This is a genomic window from Rhodoferax sp. ZS1R25, from assembly GCF_056521335.1.
The window spans coordinates 1,414,513-1,438,487 of record NZ_JBWMAZ010000002.1 but is presented as its reverse complement, the minus strand read 5'-3'; the positions used below and the strand labels follow the sequence as shown (position 1 = coordinate 1,438,487).

Sequence of the window (23,975 nt, the reverse complement as noted above, 5' to 3'; positions counted from 1 at the left end):
GACGACCCACGTTGGATGAGGCGTGGATCAAATTTCGCTCCACCGCAGTTTGCCAAGGCGGTGGGTGTAGAACACAGACGGGTTACAGATGATATCTTCCATGCCACGCAAAGCGTCAGTGCCCGCTTTTCAACTTACTGAAGTTTGCGATCCGAGCGATGTTGGCGCTTTAGAGCGGCGAATCAAAGTTGGCGATACGGAGTTTGTGTATCACCAACGCCCGGTGGTATCAAACATTCTGGGGAGATCGCAGGCATGGAACCTGTTTGCCTTTCCGCTAGATAGCTGTGGTCATCTGTGGCATCTTGCTGTCAACTACTTGTTAGACCGCATTCAGAACCAACTCCGTCCGCAGATGTCTACATTTCAGGCTGCTGCGGACGATTTGGGGGCTTATCGGCATTGGCTCGATGATCAGCCTAACTTCGATTCGCTATTCTGTTTTCCTCAGATGAAGCTGGAGCGTGTCACCTATCGGTATTACGGGCATTTGAAGAATCAGGTCTTCGCCGGCGAAATTGCTTCGGAAACCGCGAATCACCGAATGCTCACGGTGATTGATTTTTACCGCCATCTTGCGAATAGTAATTATTTCACCCCCGATTATCCCGCCTGGGCTGAGAAGCACGTTCGGTTAAGTTTCAATACCAACTACGGCATGGTTGTCAACAAACAGATCACCACCACCGACCTCAAGATCAAGAACCCCAAGGCGTCGGATGCATTTCGCGACACGATCATCGATGGCGGGGAGTTGCGTCCACTGACTCAACAGGAACAGCGATGGCTCATGGAAGCATTGAGGGTGCTGGGCAATCCCGAGATGTACCTGGTCTTCCTCTTTATGGTGGCCACCGGTGCACGGATCCAGACCACCTGCACTTTACGTGTCGGACACTTTCTTGAAAAACGGCAGGTGTTTAGGAGTGATGCCAGTGGTGGGGAGGAAGTCGTGAAACTCAAGTGCGGTCCTGGAACATTGATTGACACGAAAAATGACAAACATGGGGTCCTGCAGATTCCGTCGTCGCTTTTTGAAGTAATGAGAACCTATGCCCATAGCAAGCGTGCGCGGCTTCGACGCGAAGGCGCAAAAGGCGGCGATTGCGGTGAGCAGTATCTGTTCCTCACAAACCGCTGCAAGCCGTACTACGTTGGTAAGGACGAGACATGTGTCTTTGACCCCACCCGTACCAGTCGCTACGTAAATGACGGTGGCACCGTCCGCAAGTTCGTTTCCGAGCGTGTTCAGAAGTACATCCGCACACACCACGATTCAACGTTTCAAATGAAGATTCACGATCTTCGTGCGACCTTTGGGATGAATCAGACTGACATTCAAATGGAGTTGGTGCAGAAGGGGAAAATATCTCTTAGCAAGGCTAGAGACATTGTGCGTCAGCTGATGTGGCACGAGAGCGCGGCGACTACTGATCGGTATCTAGATTACCGTAGCCGCATGGCCTTGGTGTATGCGGCAATCAACACTTACGGCGAGCAAGTTCAGTGCTGGATTAGCGATGCGTTGAAAATCGGAGGCTCCGATGACTAACATCCTCGAACCGATCTTCACTGATCGCGAAGTGATGATTCTGGAACTCCCGTTGCCAGCAAACGCCAGTTTGCTTCACCCAGAGAGGATCATGGTGCGTGTGAATCGAACCGTTCACGACCTGGGTTCCTATTGCTATACCTTACGGTCTCCTAAGAGCCGCAAGCCGAATTGCGCAAGTGCAGTGGTCCTAGCAAGCTTCAGACAGGAGCGGGCCCACCAAATTCGCAACTTGATCAAGACGCTCTCGCAACTTTTGACCAGCGGCGGTCTGCGTGGGGAAACCGTGAAGAACTATTGTCATTCCTTAAAAGAATTCATGCAATGGGCCGACTCCAACGGACATTTTGACTGCCTAGCTGGTGGGGTTGCAACACGCGATGCGTACCGAAGCTATTCGGGAGCAGTGGAGGATCAATATCGACGTCACAAGTTTGGCAGCGCCGCAGGGTTCCAAAAGCAAAAAAGGGTGTTGACCGTCTTGGAAGCCTTAACGGGATTGGACCAATTGAGCAAAGGTGTTCGATTGATTAGATCCAGCTACAAGGAGTCGAGTGCTACTCAAGCAGCCAGTCCGCACGACTTCTCCCATGTGCTCGCCTTGAATGAAGCGTTGTTTCAGGGATTCTGCCAATTGGTTTTGGGTGGCAACAAGTTTCCCTACAGGTTGACGCTGCCCGGGTCGTTGGGCTGGAAAGAAAAACATGCTTGGGTGTTCCCGTCTGCTAAATGGTTTAAGCACCCGCTAGAGCAAGGTCAACCATCTGATCGATGGAACGTGTACGACTACCAAAACGGGTGCCTTGCTAAAGAACACAGCATCTGGCACCTTTATCAGGCAAAGACTGAACGCCAGCAACGTACTATGGTGCGACATGTGCTTGCCAAGGCAAAAGTAAACATTGATCAGGCTAACGCCGATCCGAGGGCGTACTACCGACTCATGATGGCAAGCATAGCCCATGACGCCTTTCTCTTCTTGTTTATGGCTAACACCGGCGGTAACCTGCAAATCGTCACTGACATTGAGATCGATGGAATTTTGAATGAGGGTGTGGTGAATCAGGGGTATCGCAGCATCAAGTGGCGAGCTGGAGGAAAGCAGATAGATTTGGTGGTTCCAGCAGCCTTCTTGCCATCTTTACGGCTCTATATGGAGCTGCGAAAATATATGCTTAACGGAATGGAGTGCCCCCGTTTATTTTTTAACCTTGGCAGATCACGAAGCGACTCGCCACTCAAAATAGATCCAAGGGCAATTCATCGCCTGTATAAAATCTTGCGGCGCATTGATCCTGCATTGCCCCTAATTGCCGCTAAGAAAATCCGGGCAACTTTTAGTGGTCACTATCAGCGTCAGTACGATGTCTCCGTGACGGCGGCTGTATTGCAAAACACCGAGGCGACGGCTCTCAGGAACTATGACGCAGGCAATGCGGCTGACCAGCAGGTTGAGATGTCGTTAGTAATGCAAAAGATGGCACAGAAGGCGCAGACACAAGTTATCGATCTTGAAAGTGTGCCGAAGAATTCCAAGTCATTGGAAGATGGCGGAGTCTGTCCTTCCTATGGCCAACCGACGGCATTGTCGGAAGATGCTCCAGTGTTCCCGAATTGCAAAACAGGATGTTTGTTTTGCGCGAAGCGGGTTCTGGTCGCTGGAGAAGAGGACGCTCGCAAGATTGCCAGTGCAGCGTTCTTGATGGAGCGGTTGGTCACTGGGGCATTGTCAGAGGCGGAATTCCGTCCACAAATTACCAAATGCGATGAGGACCTAGCCAAATTGAGTGCATTTGAGGGATGTGCGGAAATCGTAGATCGGGTCAAAAAGGATGTTTACGAAAACGGAAACCTGACGCCGTACTTTCTTAACAAGTATCATTTGTTTCTCGCACTGGGGGCTCTATGATGTTTCACGCCCCTCAGCTTGATCTACCCACCGGCGCATATGCTCCGGACTCATGGGATGCCGGGGAGGCTGTGTGCCTATCGCTAGACCATGTCATCACCAGAGATTCAAGGGGAGACGCACTGTCTTGCGTAGGCGACTACCAGTGGGATTTTACTTATTACCACCCTCGAAACGTAAAAACAAAACTGGTATTTTGGTATTGGAGAAGCAGCCCAAGAACGGTTCAAGAAAGCGAGATCACACCAGAGCGCATTTCTCGCATCCGTGAGCTTCAGTATTTGATGTTGCTTCGAATTTACCGATCGGAGCGGAGTTGTGGCTTATCACAACTTAGCCAGTTGCTCGGTCTACTAAGACACTTAGCTAGCTGCGCGGAAGAATGGGATTGTGCCGTGCGGGACGTGCTTGAGCGAACCGATTTATTGGATGCCTACATTGCGAAGCTACCTAAGGCCAAAAGCCATGTGTTGATGATGTGGATCAGATTCCTTCGCACGTTGAACCCGAATACAGAGTTGGGGTTTGAATTGGCAAAACCTCAGTTGTGGGGGAGATTGTTCGATCGTGCGAAAGAGTATCGGGAAGGGAATGCGCAGCACGCGCCTTTGCCAACCCAAATTTACATGCAGCTCATCAGCGGGTTGAGTGCAGAGTTGGATGCCCTGGATGTCCACCTAGATCGAATTCAGGCTGTGACAAGGGAGGCGGCCATATTGCACCGCGATTACAAGGCTAAGGGCTGGAAGATGGGTGCGAGCTTTGGCCCCGAATTGCTGGTGAAACATGGTCTTGACGTTATTCTGGGCCACTATGGGTTTGATATTGGCCTCCATGGATTGACGTCGCTGTTCGGTCACATTCAGCGCATTGCGAAGTTGCAGATTCAGGTCTTCAGCGGAATGCGCCACCAAGAGACCCAATATCTTCCGTATAGCTGTATGGAGTATGAAAATTCCTCCCATGGTCGTAAACATGCCTGGATCACGGGGACAACTACTAAGTTGGCTGCAGGACGGAACAAGCGAACCCGATGGGTGACAACTGACGAACAGGGCTTTCGCGCCATTCGCTTCGCTCAAAGAGTCGCGGACCTAATCTATGAGGTGATAGACATCACCCCGAGTTCTGAAGATGCTGACAAAGACGCCTTTCCATTGTTTGTTTCTGCAAAATATTTGCCTTGGGGAAACGACCGTACAAGACCCGCCGTAGGCTTTGCTCCGAATCAGCGTTTGGATCCTCTAAAACTGCCAAAGATTACGAAGGAAAAGCTTTTTTCCGTTATCAAGCCTGAAGATCTCGAAGAGCTCGAAGCAATTGACCCCTTCCGCGAGTGGAATGGGGAGAGTGAGTTTTGTGTCGGAAAACGATGGCACCTTAAGTCCCACCAATTGCGACGCTCGCTCGCGCTGTATTCCAACGCCAGCGGATTGGTGAAGGTTTCCTCCCTGCGTCGACAGTTGCAGCACATTACCAGCGAAATGGCGTATTACTATGGGCGCGGCAGCGTGTTCGCCAGGAATTTCCTGAAAGATGACCTGAAAGGCTATAAAGAGCACATTGCTGTGGAATGGCAGGACAGTGAGCAAGAAGCCCAATTCTTGGCTTTTACGCGTGATGTTCTAAGCGCCGATGAACCGCTCTGGGGGCCCGCAGGCGTCTTCTACGACCTCAGAAGGAAGCGCGGCGAAGTCTTGTCAGGCCAGGAAGTCAAGGAGCAACTGAAGTCCGGGCGCCTGGCCTACAAGGCCCATCCATTGGGGGGGTGCACCCATGTGGGAGCTTGCACTAAGCAAAAAGGGTTGCGTTTGACCAGTGGCATCTGCGTTTCGCTTGCCTGCAAATCACTGATCGGCAAGCACTCTCAGATCATCAAGATTGTCCCCATTCAACGGGGCATCGTGGCGCAGCTTGATCCGGATTCCATTGCTTACGCCATGGAAAAGGAGGAGTTGGACATTCTGGAAGCTACGGAGAAAGAATGGAGCCTGTCGCAACGGTCAAGTGCCCCTAAACCCGTGCGCGTTAGTTTGAGGCATGCCGCCGCTGATTTGGCGTTAAGGAGCGGGGATACGTTGTTGAAAGGTGAGCTTGGAAATGTTGAACGCTAGAAGTTTGTCGGGATGTTTCCATGCCTAATCCAATAGAAGGATACTTTGAGGCATTGGATCGGCTTAGGAAAGGGATTCCAAATGTGGTGACACGGGGAGCAAAGATCACCAATGACAGTGTCGCACTGGAGGCCGGTCGTGGAAAAGGAAGCATCAAGAAATCAAGGCCTATCTTCCAAGCACTGATTAATGCCATTGATGAGGCAGGCAGGGATCAGAAGTTACCACTCCGTGATGCTAAAACGAGGCTGCATGCCGCCCGTGAAGAAACTGCACGATATCGCGCCCTATGGGAGGGAGCCCTATGTAGGGAGGCATCGGTGGTTAAACAACTGTGGGACGAACGGCAGGAGTGGGCCAAGAAAGAGGCTGCGCTGACGGATGGAAAAGTCACATCAATTCATTCAAGAAGGGGCGGAAGTGGCGCAAAAATGGACAGCCGATAGTGTTTCAGTCCATCCGATGCTATGGAAATATGGACATATAAAAAATACTGATATCGTTGATTTCAAAGGTAAATCGGTGTGTCCATTAAACATATATTCGCGTGGCAAGCCTGAAGGCACGCTGCCCGGCAAGGCTTGAGGCCAGAGACACACCATGCAGCACATCATCGATGCTATGCAATTAGGAGCTGTTCGCGCAGTGTCCACGGGGGCTAGCCTGCATATTTACCTGAATCGCCCAGAGGCACGCAACGCCATGTCGCTGCAAATGGTGGCCGAGCTGCAGCAGGTGCTGCGCGCGGCAGAGGCTACGGCGGGAACGCCGGACGCCGTGCGCGTGGTCGTGCTGCGCGGCGAGGGCGGGCACTTCAGCGCCGGGGCCGACTTGAAGGACATGGCCGGTGCGCGCATGCGTGCCCTGCAACGTGCCGAGGGCGCGCCCGACCCGATGGCCGAAGTGAATGCCGCCTTTGGCCACCTGTGCGCAGCCTATGCCAACACACCGCTGGCCGTGGTGGCGGTGCTGGAAGGCACGGTCATGGGCGGCGGCTTTGGCCTGGCCTGTGTGGCTGACGTGGCGATTGCCAGCGACACCGCGGTCTTCCGCCTGCCAGAAACCTCGCTGGGCGTGGTGCCCGCGCAGATCGCCCCATTTCTGGTGGAGCGGCTTGGCTATTCGCAAGCCAAGCGGTTGGCTGTTACTGGCGGCAGGCTTGATGCAGCGGGCGCACTCGCAGTGGGGCTGGTGCATGAGGCCAAGACTACCGAAGGCATCGCCACCGCGCTGAACAAGGCGTTGGCCGAAATCCTGGCCTGCGCGCCCGGCGCACTAGCTGCCACCAAGGCGCTGATGCGCCAAGCGCGCTTTACGGCTGCTACCGATCTGGTGTTGGAAGCCGCCGCCATCTTTTCCCACGCAGCCCAGGGCCCGGAGGGGCAAGAGGGTATGACCGCCTTCATCCAGAAACGCAAACCCACTTGGGCCGTGACATGAGCTTTTCCAAAATTCTGATCGCCAACCGTGGCGAGATTGCTTGCCGCGTCATTCGCACCGCTCGCAAGCTGGGCTACCAGACGGTGGCCGTCTACAGCGATGCGGACCGCGACGCGCCCCATGTGGCGCTGGCCGATGAGGCTGTGCACATTGGCCCTTCTCCTGCTGCGCAGTCCTATTTAAAGTTCGACGCGATTCTGGACGCCGCGCGCAAGACGGGTGCCGATGCGCTGCACCCGGGCTATGGCTTTCTCAGCGAAAACGCGGCCTTTGCGCAAGCCTGCGCCGATGCAGGTGTGGTCTTTATCGGCCCACCCGCCAGCGCCATCACCGCCATGGGCGACAAGGCATTGGCCAAGAAGTGCATGCTGGAAGCCGGCGTGCCCTGCGCCCCCGGCTATCTGGGTATGGACCAGAGCGATGCAGCCTTGACGGCAGAAGCCAAGAAGCTGGGCTACCCGTTACTCGTCAAGGCCGTAGCCGGTGGTGGCGGACGCGGCATGCGGCGGGTAGCGAGCGACGCCGAGTTGCAGCAGGGCATCGACGGCGCACGCCGCGAAGCCACCAGCGCCTTTGGCGACGGCACCTTGATGCTGGAACGCCTCATCGACAACGGCCGCCATATCGAGATCCAGGTGTTTGCCGATGCGCATGGCAACGCGGTCTACCTGGGCGAGCGCGATTGCACGGCGCAGCGCCGCCGGCAAAAAGTGATTGAAGAAGCGCCATCGCCCGTGGTCAGCCCCGCCATGCGCGCAGCCATGGGCCAGGACGCCGTAGCCGCGGCACTGGCCGTGGGCTACCGCGGCGCGGGTACGGTGGAATTCATCGTCGATGACAAGCTCAATCACTACTTTCTGGAGATGAACACCCGCTTGCAGGTGGAGCACCCGGTGACCGAATGCATCACAGGCTATGACTTGGTGGAGTGGCAGCTACAGGTAGCAGCGGGCGATGTGCTGCCCGCCAAACAGGAAGACATCACGCTCATCGGCCACGCCATCGAGGCGCGCCTGTACGTGGAAGACCCGTACACGGGCTTTGCGCCGCAGACCGGTACCGTGGCCTGGTGGCACCCGCAGCGTGCTCTGCACGGCGGTGTTCGCGTGGACGACGGTATTCGGCAGGGCAGTGTGGTCTCGCCGTTCTACGACCCCATGGTCGCCAAAATCATCGTGCACGGCCGCGACCGGGACGATGCCATCCGCCGCCTGCGCGCTGCGCTGGCGAATACGCCTTTGCTGGGCCTGAAGAACAACGGCCGCTTCCTGAGTGATCTGGTCGACCACCCGGCCTTCCGCAATGCCGAGATGACGACCACCCTGATCGACCAGTGGCTGGAGCAGGGTGAGCCGCTCTTGCAAGCGCCTGTGGCCAGCGATGCGGCGTGGACCGTGGCGGCCGTGGCCTTGGCGATGCAACACGGTAGCAGCTGGCGCGCCAACAGCGTTGCGGCCTATGGCTTCCAACTGCAGGCCGGCGACACGGTGCGTGCGGTGCGCGTGTTGCCGGACCGCCATGGTGCGGTGGCAGTTACTTGGGATAGTCACACCACGACAGCCCGTGTCTTGCAGTTTGCCGAGGGCGTGCTGCGACTCGAAGTCGATGGCGTGGCACAGACCGCGATTGCGGTGTTTGTCGGCGCTGACTTGCACCTTGCCCACGCGGGCCACAGCCATGTGTTCACCGAGGTGTCCGCATTTCCGAATGCCGATGCCCTCAAGGACGCGAGCCGTGCCCGCTCCCCGGTCGCCGGCAAGGTCACGCAGGTGCTGGTGGCACCGGGCGACGCGGTGCAGGACGGCCAGCAGCTCGTCTGTGTGGAGGCCATGAAGATGGAAATGTGGCTCTGCGCCGAGAGCGCAGGCACGGTGAAGGCTGTGCACGCCAGGGCGGGTGACCAGGTGGAATCCGGCGCGCTGCTGGTGGAACTTGATATCAAAAAGGACGCATGATGGACAAAGCCATACTGACCTGCGCGCTGACCGGCGTGCTGACCAACCCCAAGCAGCACCCCGTGCCAGTGACGCCCGCACAAATGGCCGCCGAGGCACGGGACGCCTTCAACGCCGGCGCCAGCATCATGCACATCCACATGCGCAGCCAGGAGGAGGGCATGGGCCACATGCCGTCCTGGGACCCCGATGTGGCGGAAAGCATCGTCAACGCGATCCGAGCAGCCTGCCCCGGCGTCATCATCAACCTGACCACCGGCGTGGTGGGCAAGGACATCAGCGGCCCGCTGGCCTGCATCCGCCGGGTGAAGCCCGAGATTGCGGCCTGCAACGCGGGTAGCTTGAACTACCTCAAGCTCAAGGAAGATGGATCCTGGGCCTGGCCGCCCATGGTGTTCGACAACCCGGTGGCCAAGGTGCAGCAGTTTCTGGATGTGATGGAAGAGGCGGGCACCCACCCCGAATTCGAATGCTTTGACGTGGGCATCGTTCGCTCGGTCACCATGTACCTGAAGAACGGCATGCTCAAACCCGCCATGGGCCGCGCCGAATACAACCTCGTCATGGGCGTGGCCTCCGGTATGCCGTGCGACGCGGAGCTGCTGCCGCTGCTGCCCAAGTACATGGCGGCAGACAGCGTCTGGCAGACCACGCTGATCGGCCGCACCGAGATCTGGCCCGTGCACCAGAAGACGGCCGACCTGGGCGGCATGCTGCGCACCGGTCTGGAGGACACCTTCTACTTGCCTAATGGTGAACGTGCTGCCGGCAATGGTGCCCTCATCACCGAACTGTCCGCCTGCGCCCACCGTGCGGGCCGTGCCATCGCCAGCCCGGCGGAGGCGCGCAGCCTGCTGGGCCTGCGCAGCGCGTAAACTTGGGGGCTAACGCCCCCGGGAAGTGGGGGTGTGCAAAAAGTTTCTACGGGTTTTCCAGAAAGCCCAAAAAACTTCGTGCTAGAATACGAAGCTTAGCGGCTGTAGCTCAGTTGGATAGAGTACTTGGCTACGAACCAAGGGGTCGTGGGTTCAATTCCTGCCAGCCGCACCAAACGTGAAACCCTAGAACAGCAATGTTCTAGGGTTTTTTCGTTTCTGCCACCAGCAGACATGCTGTGAAGCCCGCGTGCGCCACCGCACAGACCACCGTTGCCGTGCTTGTTACCCTGAGGGGACGTCCCATCTAGGTAATCTGCATGACCCCTATTTCTCCGCCCCCCGGTCCCACGCCCAGCGAGTCTCTTCACAGCGTTTTGGGCCAGGCGGAGCACGTGCAAGCCCTGGTTGAGCAAAGTGCCGTGGAGCTGTCGACCGTCAATTCCGTGCTGGGGCAGCCCAGCGTGCAAGCGCAGTCGCCAGAGGTCAAGCAGGCCTTGGCGCAAAGCCAGGCCGTGGAAGAAAAGGTGCAAGACGCGTCCGACAAGTTGGCGTTGGTCACCCAGGCACTGGAGGGGGAGATCAACGAGCGCAAGGCTATCGATGCGGAGCTGGCCCTCGTCACCCAGCAGGAAGAGGTGGCGCGCTACGCCGCAATGCACGATTCTCTGACCGGCTTGCCGAATCGCACGCTATTCAACGACCGACTGGAACACGGTCTGGCGCAAGCGCGGCGGCATGACTTGGCCCTGGCAGTGATGTTTCTGGACCTGGACGGTTTCAAGCAAGTTAACGACACCTATGGACACGATGTGGGCGACATGGTGCTGAAGACCATCGCAGAGCGACTCAAGGAAAATACGCGGGACGACGACACCGTCAGCCGCCTAGGTGGCGACGAATTTCTGTACCTGTTGATGGGGGCGACGGATGAGCAGACCGTGGCCAACCTCGCCCAGAAGATCGTCAACCGGGTTCAGTTGCCCTGCCAACTCGATACCGGTGACATCACCGTGCTGTTGAGCATTGGTATTGCGCTCTTCCCCAGAAACGGGGCGACAGCGGATTCACTCATCAAAGAGGCGGACGCTGCGATGTACGTGGCCAAACGCGACCGCACGGGCTACGCCTTCGCCAAGTAACAATGCAGGGATCCGCCCCGGCGCACAGGCTGTCGTCGATAGAATGAAACCAGCCGCGGAGTGCCGTGGACTGCATTGAACGGAATCATGAGCAAGGCCTTTACCAAAGAGTCTGACACGGGCACTGACGACGATGAGCTGCAACTGCCTGCGCTGCCGTCGGGCGGCAAGAACTACATCACCCCCCAAGGCTATGCCGTACTGCGCGACGAGCTGCTCGACCTGATCGACAACGAACGCCCCAAGATCGTGGAAGTGGTGCACTGGGCCGCCAGCAACGGTGACCGTTCCGAAAATGGTGACTACCTTTACGGCAAAAAGCGTCTGCGCGAGATAGACCGCCGTATCCGATTTCTCACCAAGCGCCTGGAGATTGCCGAGGTGACAGATCCCACGGTGCACCATGGCAACGACCAGGTGTTCTTTGGCGCCACTGTGACCTACGTAGACGACCAGGACGTTGAGCGCACGGTGACCATCAAGGGCATTGACGAGGCCAACAGTGCACAGGGCGAGGTGAGCTGGATTTCCCCTATCGCCCGCACCCTGCTGAAAGCCCGCGTGGGCGACGAGCTCAAGCTGGTGATGCCTGACCGCGTGGGTGACATTGAGGTGCTGCGGGTGGACTACCCGGCACCGCCACGCAGCTAGTTATTGTTGGTGGTCGCGTTGCTGCTGCGCTCTGCGCGCAGCACCGAGGGCGTGCGGCGCAGGTTGCGCAGTGCGGTGTCCAGATGGCCTGTATCGCGCACTGCCACCAAAAAGCGCAGGTCGGATGCATCCTGTACCCCGTCCTGTCCCATGTCGATGTGCAGGATGTCGGCCTCGGCCGAGGCCAGGGCGGCGGCCACCTTGGCCAGCACACCCTTGCCGTTGTTCACGGTCACCACCACGCCGGTTTCGAACGGGCGAATCGGTTCATCTGACCATTCCACGCCAATGAAGCGCTCGCTGTCCTTGTTCTGCAGCTTGCGTGCCACCTGACACTCTTCCCGGTGCACCACCAGGCCTTCGCCACGGCCCAGATAGCCGACGATGGCGTCACCTGGGATGGGGCGGCAACAGGGCGCAAATTGCACCGAGGCGTTTTCGCTGCCGTCCAGCGTGATAGAGCCCAGCGACGTGGATTCGTGCGCCGTGAAGCGCTCGCGCGTGAGCAGCAACGCATCGGGGCGCTCGCCGGTGTCGGCTAGCAGTGTTACCAAGCGCTTGGCCACGATGTTGGCAATGCGCTTGCCCAGGCCGATATCGGTCAGCAGTTCCTCGCGCGTCTTGTTGCCGGTAAAGCGCAACAGCTTGTCCCATAGTGCGCTGTAGCTGGGGTCGTCATCAGGAAAGCCCTCAATGCCCTCGGCGCGCAGGGCCTGGGTCAGCAACTTGCTGCCCAAGCTCTCGGATTCGGTCTGCGCCATGGTTTTGAGGTGGTGGCGGATCTTGGAGCGGGCACGACCGGTGCGCACAAAACCCAGCCAGGCCGGGTTGGGCGTGGACACCGGGGCGGTGACCACTTCCACCACATCGCCATTTTTCAGCTCCGTGCGCAGGGGCACTTGCTCACCATTGATGCGCGCGGCCGTGGTGCGGTCGCCGACATTGCTATGGATGGCGTAGGCAAAGTCCACCACCGTGGCGCCGCGCGGCAGCGCCATGATCTGGCTCTTGGGGGTGAATACATAAACCGCGTCAGGGAACAGGTCCACCTTCACGTGGTCCCAAAACTCGGCCGCGTCGCGCGTCTCGTCCTGGATATCCAGTAGCGACTGTAGCCACTTGGTACCTAAGCGGTCATTGGAGGCATCTTCAGGGTCGTTGACCTTGTACAGCCAGTGGGCGGCCACGCCCGATTCAGCCACCACATGCATGGCCTCGGTACGCATCTGGAACTCGACGTTGATGCCAGCGGGCCCGACCAACGTGGTGTGCAGCGACTGGTAGCCATTGACCTTGGCAATGGCGATGTGGTCCTTGAACTTGCCGGGCACGGGCTTGTAGAGCTGGTGCAGCAGGCCCAGGGCCGTGTAGCAGTCGGTCACATTGGGCACCAGCACCCGAAAGCCATAGATGTCGGTGACCTGGGCAAAGCTCAGGTGCTTGTCGTCCATCTTCTTGTAGATGGAGTACAGCGTCTTCTCGCGGCCCGCAATGCGCACCGGCATGTTGGCAGTGGCAAACACCGCTTCGACTTCCTTTTGCACTTTCTGGATCAGGTCACGGCGACGGCTGCGCGCCTTGGCCACGGCCTTGGCCAAAATGGAATAGCGCCAGGGCCGCAGGTGGCGGAACGACAGGTCCTGCAGCTCGCGGTAGGTCTGGTTCAGGCCCAGGCGGTGGGCAATGGGGGCGTAAATGTCCAGCGTTTCGGAGGCAATGCGCCCCCACTTGGCGCGCGGCATGTCCGACAGCGTGCGCATATTGTGCGAACGGTCGGCCAGCTTGATCAGGATGACGCGCACATCGCGCGCCATGGCCAGCAGCATCTTGCGGAAGGACTCGGCCTGGTTTTCTTCGCGGGTGTTGAACTGCAGCTTGTCCAGCTTGGTCAGGCCGTCCACCAGCTCGGCCACGGGGGAGCCAAATTTCTCGATCAGCTCGGTCTTGGTGACACCACAGTCTTCGATGGCGTCGTGCAACAGCGCCGACATCAGGGCCTGGGCGTCCAGCTTCCATTCGGCGCACTGGGCGGCCACGGCAATGGGGTGGGTGATGTAGGGCTCGCCGTTGTTGCGCATCTGGCCCAGGTGGGCCTCGTCGGCAAACCGGTAGGCCAGGCGCACCTGTTCCACGTCGCTGGGGCTCAAGTAGTCCAGCTTGGCCGTCAGTCCGGCAAAACTGGCGGCTACTGCATTGGCTGCCGCGGCGGGTGATGTGAGATGTGGAGTGCTACCCATGGCGTAAATGTAGCGTGCGGATCAGAGTGGCGTTGTACAGACGAAAAAAAGCACCGCAAGCGGTGCTTTTTTGGAAAGCGGTAAAGCTCAGAGAGGCACTTTTTTCAGCATCTCAATGCCGATCTTGCCAGCAGCGATTTCGCGCAGGGCAGTCACGCCAGGCTTGTTCTTGCTTTCGATCTTGGCAGTGTGGCCTTGGCTGAGCATGCGCGCACGGTAGGTGGCTGCCAGAACCAATTGGAAGCGATTGGGGATCTGCACGAGGCAGTCTTCAACAGTGATGCGGGCCATGGAAATCTCCGGGAAAACTAGAGGATGTTCAGCGCTTGGAATGTCTCGGCACGGGCACGGCGCTGTGCCGAAATCTTGAGCCGCTGAGAGTGGACGATGGCTTTCAGGTCAAAAAGCGCACGGTCGAATAACTCGTTGATTATAACGAAGTCGAATTTTGCGACCTGGGCCACCTCAATTTGGGCATTTTTCATGCGCATCTCGATGACCTCGGCCGAGTCTTCACCACGGCGTTCCAGCCGCGAGCGCAGCTCTTCCCAGCTGGGGGGGAGGATGAAGATGCAGATGGCGTTGGCGAACACGTTCTTGATCTGCACGGCACCCTGGAAGTCGATTTCCAGGATCACGTCTGCGCCCTGGGCCATGCGGTCTTCGATGGCCTTCTTGGAGGTGCCATAACGCTGGCTGTGCACATGGGCCCATTCCACAAAGGCGTCGCCGGCCACCATGGCATCGAATTCTTGCTGGGAGACGAAGAAGTACTCCCGGCCATGCTTTTCCTGACCGCGCGGGGGGCGCGTGGTGTGAGAGACCGAAGGCTGCAGCCGCGAATCCAGCTCCAGCAGTGCCTTGCACAGGCTGGACTTACCCGCCCCACTGGGGGCTGCGACGACAAAAAGGTTTCCGGGGTAGTCCATTGACATTGGCTCCGTTGGGCGGTGGCTGAAGTCGCCTTATTCTAAGTTCTGAACCTGCTCGCGCATTTGCTCGATCAACACCTTCATGTCCACCGAGATGTGGGTGAGCTCCAGCGCCGCCGATTTGGAGCCCATGGTGTTGGCCTCGCGGTGCAGCTCCTGGATCAAAAAGTCCAGCCGTTTGCCGATCTCGCCGCCTTTTTTGATCAGGCGTTCCAGCTCGTCCAGGTGGGAGTTCACGCGGGTGATTTCCTCGGCCACGTCGATCCGGATGGCAAAGGCGGTGGCTTCGGTCAGGGCACGGTCTTGTGCGGCTTCGGGCAGAGTGGCGCCGTCTGTCAGGGCCATGGCCTCTTTCCAGCGCTCCATGAAGCGGTTGCGCTGCTGTTCCACCAGTTTGGGCACCAGCGGGCCGGCCTGTTCGGCCAGGGTACGCAGCTGGCCAATGTGGCCCAGCAGCATCGTGGCCAGGCGTGCGCCTTCGCGCTGGCGTGCGGTCAGCAGTTCCTTCAGCGTCTTTTCAGCCAGCGGCATCACGTCGGCGCTCCAGTCGCGCTGGCTGCCCTGCTCGGCGGCGGCCAGGCGAATCACGTCGGCCACGCTCAGCGGGTTGGCGTTGGGCAGCCAGGCGCGGATGCTGTCTTGCGCGGCATTCAGGCGCTGCAGCAGCTTGGGCGTGGGATCGGGGATGTTGCTGGCGCTGGTGGTTTCCACGGAGGCGCGCACCTCAATCTTGCCGCGCTTGAGCTTGGCGCCCAGCAGCTCACGCAGGGCGGGCTCGAACTGGCGCAGGTCCTCGGGCAGGCGAAACGTGAGGTCCAGAAAGCGGCTATTGACCGAGCGGATCTCCAGCCCGAGCTGGGTGATGGGCTGGTTTTTGGGCTCGCCTTCCGAGGCGCTGGTGGCTGTGCTGTGCTGGGCACTGGCATAGCCAGTCATGCTGTAAACTGGCATCACGGGTTCTCGCTGCGTTGAAACGGCCCCGAGAATAACCCGGTTCACACGCAACCGACGAGCCCATACCCCGCAATTTATGTCAAAGGTCAAGCCAGCCCCCCTTCCCCCCGAAACCATCATTGGCGGCTATCGCATCATTCGCAAGGTTGCCGCCGGGGGATTTGGGCTGGTGTACTTGGCGCTCGATTCGGAAGGCCAGCAGGTCGCCGTCAAGGAATACCTGCCGTCGTCTTTGGCCAGCCGCGCACCGGGCGAGCTGCTGCCCCAGGTGCAACCCGAAAAACTTTCGCTGTACCGCCTGGGCTTGAAAAGCTTCTTTGAAGAAGGCCGCTCGTTGGCCCAGATCTCCCACCCCTCGGTGGTGAGCGTGCTCAACTTCTTCCGCGAAAACGAAACTGTTTATATGGTGATGAACTACCTGGAGGGCGCTGCCCTGCAGGACTTCATCGTTACTGCGCGCGACCTGAAGAAGAGCAAGGTGTTCCGCGAGTCCACCATCCGCTCGCTGTTCGACGAAATCCTGCGCGGGCTGCGCATCGTGCACCAGCACAAGATGCTGCACCTGGACATCAAGCCCGCCAACATCTTCATTACTGACGACAACCGCTCGGTGCTGATCGACTTTGGCGCCGCCCGCGAAGTGCTGAGCAAAGAAGGCAACTTCATCCGTCCCATGTACACGCCCGGTTTTGCTGCGCCCGAGATGTACCGCCGCGATGCGTCCATGGGCCCGTGGACCGATATTTACGCGATTGGCGCCTGCATCTACGCCTGCATGCAGGGCTACCCGCCCAACGAAGCGCCGCAGCGCCTGGAAAAAGACCGCATCACCACCGCGCTGGCACGCCTGCGCGGCGTGTACTCCGACAACCTGATTGAGGTGGTGGAGTGGTGCATGTCGCTGGATCCGCTGTCGCGTCCGCAATCCGTGTTCGCCTTGCAGAAGGAACTGTCCCGCGAGGGCGAACGCCGTTACACCAAGCTCACCGTGGGCGAGAAAGTGCGCATGCAGTTTGACTCCATGGTGGCCGACACCAAAAAGACAGTGCAGGGCGCTGTGGCTGCGTCGGGCAAACCCAAATGAAATTCTCCGTCTTCCAGATCAGCCGTAAGGGCGGCCGCGAGAAAAACGAAGACCGCATGGGGTACTGCTATACCAAGTCGTCCGGCCTGTTTTTGCTGGCCGATGGCATGGGTGGGCACCCCGAGGGCGAAGTGGCAGCGCAGATGGCGCTGCAAGTGATCTCTGCGCTGTACCAAAAAGAGGCCTCGCCCGAGATTGAAGACGTGAATGCATTCTTTCACCGTGCGGTGATGGCCGCGCACCGGCAAATTCTGCGCTATGCCGCAGAGAAACACCTGGCCGACACCCCGCGCACCACGCTGGTGGCCGCCGTGGTGCAACACGGCTCTGCGCACTGGGTGCACTGCGGTGATTCGCGCTTGTACTTTGTGCGCCAGGGCGAACTACTGGCCCGCACGCGGGACCATTCGTATATGGAACAGCGCGATGGCGAGGATCGTCCTCTGGCGTCTGCCGCCGCCGTGTTCAACCGCAATGTGCTTTACACCTGTCTGGGTTCGCCGACCAAACCGGTGTTCGACATCACCGGCCCGGTACCGCTGCAGCAGGGGGACCGCATGATGCTGTGCTCCGACGGTTTGTGGGGCACGGTAGATGATTCCAACATCGTCTACCAGATGGCGCAGAAACCGGTGCCAGTGGCTGCCCCCGATCTGGTGGAGATGGCGCTGGCCAATGGCGGGCCGCACTGCGACAACGTGACGCTGATCGCGATGGAGTGGGAAACGCCGGACAGCTTTGAATCCACCCGCGGCAGCATTTCCACCGACAACATTGAGGAAGGCGTATTTGCCTCCACGGTGCAGGCCGGCTGGCTGGATTCCGATGTCGACGACCTGGACGATGCGGCCATCGAACGCTCGATTGCCGAGATCAACGAGGCGATTCGCCGCTCCGCTGCACGCAAGGCTTGAGTGCTGCGCTGCGGCACTGCCATTTCCTGAAGGACTGCCATGACTGATTTCGTTCGCAGCGGTGCGCGCGCCGCCAATGCATTGCGCCCGGTGCGCATCACCCGCCACTACACCATGCACGCTGAGGGTGCCGTGCTCATTGAGTTTGGAAACACCAAGGTCCTGTGTACGGCATCCGTCGAAGAGCGCGTGCCGCCGCACAAGCGTGGCAGCGGTGAGGGTTGGGTGACGGCCGAATACGGCATGTTGCCGCGCGCCACCCACAGCCGCAACGACCGCGAAGCTGCCAAAGGCAAACAAAGTGGCCGCACACAGGAGATCCAGCGTCTCATTGGTCGCTCGCTGCGCGCGATTTTTGATTTGAAGAAGTTGGGCGAGCGCACCATCCAGCTGGACTGCGATGTGATCCAGGCCGACGGGGGCACGCGCACCGCCGCCATTACCGGCGCCTTTGTGGCGGCGCAAGACGCGGTGAACGGGCTGCTCAAGGCCGGCAAAATTGCGGAGACACCGATCACCGCCGCCGTGGCTGCGATCAGCGTCGGGCTGGTGCAGGGCACGCCGCTGCTGGATCTGGAATACACCGAAGATTCCGCCTGCGACACCGACATGAACGTGGTGATGACCGGCGCCGGCCATTTTGTGGAAGTGCAGGGTACGGCCGAAGGCGTGGCGTTCACGCGCGCGGAGATGGACCAGCTGCTGGGTCTGGCCGAGAAAGGCGTCATCGAGTTGATGGCGCTGCAGAAGGCGGCACTATCAAATTAATAGCTGCTCGCGCAATAAATACGGGGGCTAGAGCCGGATTTTTATGAAAATTGTTCTCGCATCCAACAACCAGGGCAAGCTGGCGGAATTGCAGGCCATGTTTGGCGCGCTGGGCTGCACGCTGGTGCGCCAGGGTGACCTGGGTGTACCCGAGGCACCCGAGCCGTACCGCACCTTCGTGGAAAACGCGCTGACCAAGGCGCGCAATGCGGCGCAGCACACGGGCTTGCCTGCGCTGGCTGATGATGCTGGCCTGTGCATAGACGCCTTCGGTGGCTTGCCCGGCGTGGACACGGCCTACTACGCCACCCAGCATGGCTATGCCAAGGGTGACGACAATAACGTCACCGCGCTGCTGGAGCAGATGCAGGGCATTGAGAACCGCCGCGCGGCCATGGTCAGCACGCTGGTGGCGGTGCGCTCGCCTGAAGACCCGGAGCCGCTGATCGCCGTGGGCCGTGTGGTGGGTGAGGTGGCGCGTGAGCGCCTGGGTAGCAATGGCTTTGGCTTTGACCCCGTGATGTGGATCCCCGAATTTGGACAGACCTTTGCCCAACTGCCGGTGGAGGTAAAAAACGCCCACAGCCACCGCGGCCGCGCCGCGCAGGCCATGGCGGCGCTGATTCGCAGCAACTGGCTGGGTGGCTGAGAGACCATGATTCCGATCACACCGGTTAGTGAAGGTGCGACAGAGGCCGCGGTGCAACGCGACATCCAGCACTACATGCGGCCCGGAACCTTGCAGCTACCGGCACTGCCGCCGCTATCCTTGTACGTACACCTGCCCTGGTGCCTGAAGAAATGCCCGTACTGCGACTTCAATTCGCACGAGCAAAGTGCGCAGGGCCTGCAGGAGCAGCGCTACATTGACGCCGTGATTGCCGACCTGGAGGCAGCGCTTCCGTTGATTTGGGGCCGCACGGTGCACAGCATCTTCATTGGTGGCGGCACGCCCAGCCTGTTTTCACCGCAGTCCATCGACCGCCTGCTGGCCGATATCCGCGCGCGCCTGCGGTTGGAGGCGAACTGCGAAATCACCATGGAGGCCAACCCCGGCACGTTCGAGAAGGACCGGTTCAAGGCCTTCCGCGGCGCGGGCGTCACGCGCCTGTCGATTGGCGTGCAGAGTTTCAATGACGACCACCTGAAGGCGCTGGGCCGCGTGCACGACCGTGCGCAAGCGCTGGCCGCGGTGGAAGAGGCCGCGCAGTCGTTTGACACCTTCAACCTGGACATCATGTACGCGCTGCCGGGGCAGACCATGGAGCAGTTGGAGGCGGACGTGCAACTGGCGTTGCAGTTCGCGCCGCCGCACATCTCCATCTACCACCTGACCATTGAGCCCAACACCTACTTCGCCAAGTTCCCGCCGCAGATTCCCGGGGACGACACGGCCTACGCCATGCTGGACCGCATTACCGAGCTGACGGGCGTGGCAGGGCTGGAGCGCTACGAGGTGTCGGCCTATGCCAAGCCCGCGCACCGCTGTTTTCACAACCTCAACTACTGGCAGTTTGGTGATTACCTGGGCATAGGCGCAGGTGCGCACAGCAAGCTGAGCTTTGCGCACCGCGTGGTACGCCAAGTGCGGTTTCGTGACCCGACGCGCTATATGCAACAGGCGCTGGCTGGGCAAGCGCTGGCGCAGGACGACGAGGTGGCACGTGCCGACCTGCCGTTTGAGTACATGCTGAACGCGCTGCGCTTGCGCAACGGTTTTGGCTTGCGTGACTTTACTGAGCGCACCGGCCTGGCCATCACCGCCATCGAGGCCGGCCTGCAGGAGGCCGAACGCAAGGGCTTGATCGAGCGTGACTTTGCACGCGTGCGGCCCACGGTGCGCGGCTTTGACTTTTTGAGTGACTTGCAGGAGCTTTTCCTGTCCAATCCGGACTGAAGGGGCTGCGGGCAGGCCCTGACCAGAAGGGGACGCCATGTTTTCGGTTTACGGAACCGCAGGACGCGTATTTCGCGGCACGCTGGAAGAACTGCGCCGCGTGGGCGCCACCACCGGTTTGGCACGCACACGCAGCGTCGCCCCGATTGACCAGGATGCACAGGACCACGGCTCCTCGCACTTTGGCGACTTGCTCGCCGCGCCGCCTGCAGACCCACCCACTGACCTGGCCCACCGCACCGCACTGGCCGCCTACGAGGACGTGCGCAAGCCCGAGCTTCCCCGCCAGCCACTGACCCGGGTGGACGCCATCATGAGTGCCAAGGTGCTCACCGTGCCGGACAGTTTCAACGTGGAGCAGGCCTGGGGCCTGCTGGGCCAGCACGGCATTGGCCAGGCCCCCGTGGTCTCGGCGACCGGCGTGCTGGTGGGGCTGCTGTCGCGTGCGGAGCTGATGCGCCCGGACCGCCTGCCCAAAGCCGATAGCCACCCGCTGGTCTGGCGTGCCCTGCTGGCGCAAAGCGTGGTGGACCTGATGTGGACCCCCGTGCCCAGCGTGACCGAGGACACCGATATCCGCCGTGTGGCGCGCGTGCTGCTGGACACCGGCTTGCCCGGCCTGCCCGTGGTGGATGAGCAGGGCATGGTGACCGGGTTTGTGTCGCGCTCTGACATCTTGCGCGCCGTGGTGGCCGATCCGCCGCTGGACCTGTGGACCTGAGCCCGGCGCGCTGACTCAGCGGCCCAGTCCTTGCGCCCAGCGCGTGTAGAGGCTGCTGGCTATCGCTTGGCTATGCGCCAGATCCTGCTGCAGCGTGCGCAAAATCGTTTCAGGCGTTTGCACAGCGGGCCCCGGGCTACTGCGCATAAGCTGATCACCATCGCGCAACCATTCCAGCAATTTGGCCTCGTCAACCTCGCAGTGAAATTGCATGCCCAGGTGCCTGTCGTTGACCACAAAGGCTTGGTTGGTGCACCAGGTGCCACGCAGCAAAAGCGTGGCGCCAGCAGGGATGCTGAAGGATTCGCTGTGCCACTGGAACTGGCGCAGCGGTGCGTGCATTCCTGTCCATGCTGCGCCGTCGGGATGTGTGAGTTTCAGGTCGGTCCAGCCAATCTCGGTGTGCTCAGCCGCCTGCACCGTGCCACCCAGCGCGCGGCTCATGAGTTGGCCGCCCAGGCAGTGGCCGATGACGGGAATGCCGGCGGCCATGGCCTCGCGAATTTGCTGTAGCAGGCGCGGGTAATAGGGCAGGGGGTCATTGGCACTCATGGCGCCGCCCAAAATGCACAGGCCCGCGCAGGCCAAGATGTCCGTGGGCAGGGCCTCGCCCAGGTGCATGCGGTGCAGTGTGAAGGGAATGCGCTGGGTCTGCAGCCAGGTGGCAAAGAACGCCGGCCCGTCATCGGCCAGGTGCTGGACGATGGCAACCGGCTGCATTCAGTCCTTTTCCATACGGTCGCGGTGGGCCAGTGCGGGGAACAGCTTGAACCACAAGCCCGCCACCAGCACCGTACCCACACCGCCCACCACCACCGAGCCCATGGGCCCGAACAGGGCGGCCGTGGCACCCGATTCAAACTCGCCCAACTGGTTGGATGCGCCAATGAAAATCGAATTGACCGCCGAGACGCGGCCACGCATCTCGTCGGGGGTTTCCAGTTGCACCAGCGTGCTGCGCGTGACCACGCTGATGCAGTCGGCCGCCCCAGTGACGGCCAGCGCCACGAGCGACAGCCAGAAGTACTGTGACAGCCCAAAGACCACGGTGGCCAAGCCAAAGATGCCCACCGCAATCAACAGCCGCTTGCCCACGTAGCGGCGCAGCGGCCAGCGCGCCACGGCCAGTGACATCAGCAACGCGCCCACGGCGGGCGCACCGCGCAGCAGACCCAGGCCCACGGGGCCGGTGTGCAAAATATCGCGCGCATAAATGGGCAGCAGCGCGGTGGCACCGCCCAGCAGCACGGCACACAAATCCAGCGAGGTGGCGCCCAGAATCAGCTTGCGCTGCCAAACAAAAGCCACGCCCGCAAACAGCGAGGCCCAGGTGGCCGCCAAGTGCGAGGGACGGTGTTCGTAGCGCACGGCCAGAATCAGCAGTCCGGCGGTGAGCATGAGCACGGTGCAGCAGATGTAGACGTTGATGGCGCCAGTGACATAGAGCAGACCACCCAGTGCCGGGCCGCTGATAACGGCGATCTCCATGCCCGTGGAGCTGAGTGCCACGGCCTGCGCGAGCAAGCTGGGCGGTACCAGCAGCGGCACCAGGGCCTGCTGTGCTGGCATCTGGAATGCGCGGGTCAGGCCCAGCACCACCGAGATGCCGAGGATCAACTCACGCGACGCAAAGTGTCCCGCGGTGGCGCTGACCAGCGTGGCGCCCACCAGCGCCTGCACCAACATGCAGGCCGCAAAAATGCGGCCCCGGTGCAGCCGGTCTGCCAGGTGGCCGGCGGGCAAGGTCATGACCAGGGCGGGAACGAACTGGAAGAGACCGACCAAACCCAAATCCCAGGGGCTGGAGGTCAGGTCATACATGTGCCAGGCCACGGCGACCATGAGCATTTGGTTGCCCATGATGCCAGCCAACCGGGCCAGCCAGTAGCGGATAAAAGCGCTTTGTTGGGAGAGTTTGGGGGGATGGGGCATGGGTGCCCAATTATCCCCGGGGTCGATTCAGGGCGCTGGGCGGCGCCTAGTAGTTCAGCAGGTCCTGAGGATTCTGCAGGACACCACGGGTAACTTGGGTGGCGGCGACACGATGATGGGCTGGACCACGCGCGGCGGCGTGATCGGTGGTGGGGGTGTTACCACAATGGGTGCTTTGGTGATGAACGTGTTGCTGCCCACGTTGGTGGGCGGTGCAGTGGCGCCGGTCCTGAGGTCGCCACTGGGCGGTGGCGTGACCAGAGGCAGCACGGTTCTGCTGCCAGTGAATAGGCTGGGGGCTACCGAGGTGATGGTCAAGGGTGCTGGATTGGTGGGACCCACAAAGCTCACTTGCCGTGTTGCCAGTGGTTCGACCAAGCTGCCCTTGCCAATGCTGCCACTGCCAATGAGTAGGCGGTTGTAGCTGCCGGGATCGGTTGCGTCTGGGGTCTTCTCGTTGACGATGCGGGACTCCAGATCTGCGCCCTTGAGCTTGAGAGTGGCCAGGCCGGACTGCAGGGTGAAGGTGGAGGGCCGTTTGGGGTCCATGAGTTCAGAGCCGATGACCCGTACTGCACCCCGTACCAGCGACACCAGTGGCGCCGGGTCCGCACCCGGGGCGGGTGGGTCGAACTTCAATTCGGAGCCGGGACGCATGCCGATGATGCTGCCATCGGGCAGCAGCAACTGGGTGATGGCGCCGTCGGGTGTAAGCACGCGCTCACCTACCTGCAGCACATCGCCGCGCTGGGCAGGTCGGGTGACACCGTTGCCGTCCACGATCTGGCTGCCGGGTTGGGTAAACAGCAGCGTCGCCGCAGGTGCGGCCCAGGCACTGGTGCAGGCCATCAGGCCCAGCACGGTTAGGTACATCGGGGGGCGCATGGAAGTGGTCACG

At 60.3% G+C, this 23,975-nt stretch carries 22 protein-coding genes and 1 tRNA gene; 16 read left to right on the top strand and 7 right to left on the bottom strand.

The features are described 5' to 3' along the window. Nucleotides 1-100: 100 nt before the first annotated feature. From AC097R_RS17590 to greB, 10 genes are all read left to right on the top strand, one after another. Complete coding sequence (locus AC097R_RS17590; RefSeq protein WP_479599483.1) at nucleotides 101-1,552, top strand: hypothetical protein; 1,452 nt, start codon at nucleotides 101-103, stop codon at nucleotides 1,550-1,552. Beyond that, nucleotides 1,545-3,461, top strand: coding sequence for a hypothetical protein (locus AC097R_RS17585; RefSeq protein WP_479599482.1), 1,917 nt, complete (start codon nucleotides 1,545-1,547; stop codon nucleotides 3,459-3,461). The genes AC097R_RS17590 and AC097R_RS17585 overlap by 8 nt, the downstream gene beginning before the upstream one ends. 395 nt (nucleotides 3,462-3,856) lie before the next feature. Continuing rightward, a complete protein-coding gene (locus tag AC097R_RS17580; RefSeq protein WP_479599481.1) occupies nucleotides 3,857-5,575 on the top strand; it encodes a hypothetical protein in 1,719 nt (572 codons plus the stop codon). A gap of 381 nt (nucleotides 5,576-5,956) precedes the next feature. Beyond that, nucleotides 5,957-6,160: a hypothetical protein gene (locus AC097R_RS17575; RefSeq protein WP_479599480.1), complete on the top strand. Its 204-nt coding sequence runs from the start codon at nucleotides 5,957-5,959 to the stop codon at nucleotides 6,158-6,160. Nucleotides 6,161-6,175: 15 nt separating this feature from the next. Then, complete coding sequence (locus tag AC097R_RS17570) at nucleotides 6,176-7,015, top strand: enoyl-CoA hydratase/isomerase family protein (protein ID WP_479599479.1); 840 nt, start codon at nucleotides 6,176-6,178, stop codon at nucleotides 7,013-7,015. Beyond that, on the top strand, nucleotides 7,012-8,970 hold the full coding sequence (locus AC097R_RS17565; protein WP_479599478.1) for an acetyl/propionyl/methylcrotonyl-CoA carboxylase subunit alpha: 1,959 nt from the start codon (nucleotides 7,012-7,014) through the stop codon (nucleotides 8,968-8,970). Before AC097R_RS17570 ends, AC097R_RS17565 begins: the two co-directional genes overlap by 4 nt. Beyond that, the gene (locus tag AC097R_RS17560; protein WP_479599477.1) at nucleotides 8,967-9,845 is read left to right on the top strand and encodes a beta-keto acid cleavage family enzyme; all 879 of its coding nucleotides are present in this window, start codon (nucleotides 8,967-8,969) and stop codon (nucleotides 9,843-9,845) included. Before AC097R_RS17565 ends, AC097R_RS17560 begins: the two co-directional genes overlap by 4 nt. Nucleotides 9,846-9,943: 98 nt before the next feature. After that, nucleotides 9,944-10,020 (top strand) — tRNA-Arg (locus tag AC097R_RS17555). Between the two features lie 145 nt (nucleotides 10,021-10,165). Next, a complete protein-coding gene (locus AC097R_RS17550) occupies nucleotides 10,166-10,987 on the top strand; it encodes a diguanylate cyclase domain-containing protein (protein ID WP_479599476.1) in 822 nt (273 codons plus the stop codon). Nucleotides 10,988-11,074: 87 nt separating this feature from the next. Next, on the top strand, nucleotides 11,075-11,638 hold the full coding sequence (gene greB, locus AC097R_RS17545) for a transcription elongation factor GreB (RefSeq protein WP_479599475.1): 564 nt from the start codon (nucleotides 11,075-11,077) through the stop codon (nucleotides 11,636-11,638). On the opposite strand, the gene AC097R_RS17540 is transcribed toward greB, so the two are convergent. From AC097R_RS17540 to AC097R_RS17525, 4 genes are all read right to left on the bottom strand, one after another. Beyond that, complete coding sequence (locus tag AC097R_RS17540) at nucleotides 11,635-13,875, bottom strand: RelA/SpoT family protein (protein WP_479599474.1); 2,241 nt, start codon at nucleotides 13,873-13,875, stop codon at nucleotides 11,635-11,637. The two genes, greB and AC097R_RS17540, sit on opposite strands and share 4 nt — an antisense overlap. Before the next feature lie 87 nt (nucleotides 13,876-13,962). Further along, nucleotides 13,963-14,166, bottom strand: coding sequence for a DNA-directed RNA polymerase subunit omega (rpoZ, locus tag AC097R_RS17535; RefSeq protein ID WP_477885290.1), 204 nt, complete (start codon nucleotides 14,164-14,166; stop codon nucleotides 13,963-13,965). Nucleotides 14,167-14,183: 17 nt separating this feature from the next. Then, the gene (gene gmk, locus AC097R_RS17530) at nucleotides 14,184-14,804 is read right to left on the bottom strand and encodes a guanylate kinase (protein WP_479599473.1); all 621 of its coding nucleotides are present in this window, start codon (nucleotides 14,802-14,804) and stop codon (nucleotides 14,184-14,186) included. A 36-nt stretch (nucleotides 14,805-14,840) separates the two neighbouring features. Then, nucleotides 14,841-15,758, bottom strand: a complete 918-nt coding sequence (locus tag AC097R_RS17525) for a YicC/YloC family endoribonuclease (RefSeq protein WP_479599472.1) — start codon at nucleotides 15,756-15,758, stop codon at nucleotides 14,841-14,843. Nucleotides 15,759-15,837: 79 nt separating this feature from the next. On the opposite strand from AC097R_RS17525, the gene AC097R_RS17520 reads away from it, so the two are divergent. The 6 genes from AC097R_RS17520 (at nucleotide 15,838) to AC097R_RS17495 (ending at nucleotide 21,145) form a co-directional block, all read left to right on the top strand. Continuing rightward, nucleotides 15,838-16,845: a serine/threonine protein kinase gene (locus AC097R_RS17520; RefSeq protein ID WP_310345464.1), complete on the top strand. Its 1,008-nt coding sequence runs from the start codon at nucleotides 15,838-15,840 to the stop codon at nucleotides 16,843-16,845. Beyond that, the gene (locus AC097R_RS17515; protein ID WP_479599471.1) at nucleotides 16,842-17,759 is read left to right on the top strand and encodes a PP2C family protein-serine/threonine phosphatase; all 918 of its coding nucleotides are present in this window, start codon (nucleotides 16,842-16,844) and stop codon (nucleotides 17,757-17,759) included. The genes AC097R_RS17520 and AC097R_RS17515 overlap by 4 nt, the downstream gene beginning before the upstream one ends. A gap of 90 nt (nucleotides 17,760-17,849) precedes the next feature. Continuing rightward, complete coding sequence (gene rph, locus AC097R_RS17510) at nucleotides 17,850-18,527, top strand: ribonuclease PH (RefSeq protein ID WP_479599568.1); 678 nt, start codon at nucleotides 17,850-17,852, stop codon at nucleotides 18,525-18,527. A gap of 43 nt (nucleotides 18,528-18,570) precedes the next feature. After that, a complete protein-coding gene (gene rdgB / locus AC097R_RS17505; RefSeq protein ID WP_479599470.1) occupies nucleotides 18,571-19,176 on the top strand; it encodes an RdgB/HAM1 family non-canonical purine NTP pyrophosphatase in 606 nt (201 codons plus the stop codon). Nucleotides 19,177-19,182: 6 nt separating this feature from the next. Next, the gene (hemW, locus tag AC097R_RS17500; protein ID WP_479599469.1) at nucleotides 19,183-20,424 is read left to right on the top strand and encodes a radical SAM family heme chaperone HemW; all 1,242 of its coding nucleotides are present in this window, start codon (nucleotides 19,183-19,185) and stop codon (nucleotides 20,422-20,424) included. 37 nt (nucleotides 20,425-20,461) lie between these two features. After that, the gene (locus AC097R_RS17495) at nucleotides 20,462-21,145 is read left to right on the top strand and encodes a CBS domain-containing protein (RefSeq protein WP_479599468.1); all 684 of its coding nucleotides are present in this window, start codon (nucleotides 20,462-20,464) and stop codon (nucleotides 21,143-21,145) included. A 15-nt stretch (nucleotides 21,146-21,160) separates the two neighbouring features. Here AC097R_RS17495 and AC097R_RS17490 read toward each other — a convergent pair whose 3' ends face one another. Genes AC097R_RS17490 through AC097R_RS17480 form a run of 3 tightly spaced genes read right to left on the bottom strand, consistent with a single transcriptional unit; the run spans nucleotide 21,161 to nucleotide 23,974 of the window. Next, nucleotides 21,161-21,865, bottom strand: coding sequence for a type 1 glutamine amidotransferase (locus AC097R_RS17490; protein ID WP_479599467.1), 705 nt, complete (start codon nucleotides 21,863-21,865; stop codon nucleotides 21,161-21,163). Next, the gene (locus AC097R_RS17485; protein WP_479599466.1) at nucleotides 21,866-23,077 is read right to left on the bottom strand and encodes an MFS transporter; all 1,212 of its coding nucleotides are present in this window, start codon (nucleotides 23,075-23,077) and stop codon (nucleotides 21,866-21,868) included. A 54-nt stretch (nucleotides 23,078-23,131) separates the two neighbouring features. After that, the gene (locus AC097R_RS17480; protein WP_479599465.1) at nucleotides 23,132-23,974 is read right to left on the bottom strand and encodes a FecR family protein; all 843 of its coding nucleotides are present in this window, start codon (nucleotides 23,972-23,974) and stop codon (nucleotides 23,132-23,134) included. Between the last annotated feature and the right edge of the window lies 1 nt (nucleotide 23,975).

Excerpts from the sequence above, each read along its gene's own strand:
- AC097R_RS17590 (WP_479599483.1), top strand. The coding sequence starts at position 101 with ATGCCACGCAAAGCGTCAGTGCCCGCTTTTCAACTTACTGAAGTTTGC.
- AC097R_RS17585 (WP_479599482.1), top strand. The coding sequence starts at position 1,545 with ATGACTAACATCCTCGAACCGATCTTCACTGATCGCGAAGTGATGATT.
- AC097R_RS17575 (WP_479599480.1), top strand. The coding sequence starts at position 5,957 with ATGGAAAAGTCACATCAATTCATTCAAGAAGGGGCGGAAGTGGCGCAA.
- AC097R_RS17570 (WP_479599479.1), top strand. The coding sequence starts at position 6,176 with ATGCAGCACATCATCGATGCTATGCAATTAGGAGCTGTTCGCGCAGTG.
- AC097R_RS17565 (WP_479599478.1), top strand. The coding sequence starts at position 7,012 with ATGAGCTTTTCCAAAATTCTGATCGCCAACCGTGGCGAGATTGCTTGC.
- AC097R_RS17560 (WP_479599477.1), top strand. The coding sequence starts at position 8,967 with ATGATGGACAAAGCCATACTGACCTGCGCGCTGACCGGCGTGCTGACC.
- AC097R_RS17550 (WP_479599476.1), top strand. The coding sequence starts at position 10,166 with ATGACCCCTATTTCTCCGCCCCCCGGTCCCACGCCCAGCGAGTCTCTT.
- greB (WP_479599475.1), top strand. The coding sequence starts at position 11,075 with ATGAGCAAGGCCTTTACCAAAGAGTCTGACACGGGCACTGACGACGAT.
- AC097R_RS17540 (WP_479599474.1), bottom strand. The coding sequence starts at position 13,875 with ATGGGTAGCACTCCACATCTCACATCACCCGCCGCGGCAGCCAATGCA.
- rpoZ (WP_477885290.1), bottom strand. The coding sequence starts at position 14,166 with ATGGCCCGCATCACTGTTGAAGACTGCCTCGTGCAGATCCCCAATCGC.
- gmk (WP_479599473.1), bottom strand. The coding sequence starts at position 14,804 with ATGGACTACCCCGGAAACCTTTTTGTCGTCGCAGCCCCCAGTGGGGCG.
- AC097R_RS17525 (WP_479599472.1), bottom strand. The coding sequence starts at position 15,758 with ATGCCAGTTTACAGCATGACTGGCTATGCCAGTGCCCAGCACAGCACA.
- AC097R_RS17520 (WP_310345464.1), top strand. The coding sequence starts at position 15,838 with ATGTCAAAGGTCAAGCCAGCCCCCCTTCCCCCCGAAACCATCATTGGC.
- AC097R_RS17515 (WP_479599471.1), top strand. The coding sequence starts at position 16,842 with ATGAAATTCTCCGTCTTCCAGATCAGCCGTAAGGGCGGCCGCGAGAAA.
- rdgB (WP_479599470.1), top strand. The coding sequence starts at position 18,571 with ATGAAAATTGTTCTCGCATCCAACAACCAGGGCAAGCTGGCGGAATTG.
- hemW (WP_479599469.1), top strand. The coding sequence starts at position 19,183 with ATGATTCCGATCACACCGGTTAGTGAAGGTGCGACAGAGGCCGCGGTG.
- AC097R_RS17495 (WP_479599468.1), top strand. The coding sequence starts at position 20,462 with ATGTTTTCGGTTTACGGAACCGCAGGACGCGTATTTCGCGGCACGCTG.
- AC097R_RS17490 (WP_479599467.1), bottom strand. The coding sequence starts at position 21,865 with ATGCAGCCGGTTGCCATCGTCCAGCACCTGGCCGATGACGGGCCGGCG.
- AC097R_RS17485 (WP_479599466.1), bottom strand. The coding sequence starts at position 23,077 with ATGCCCCATCCCCCCAAACTCTCCCAACAAAGCGCTTTTATCCGCTAC.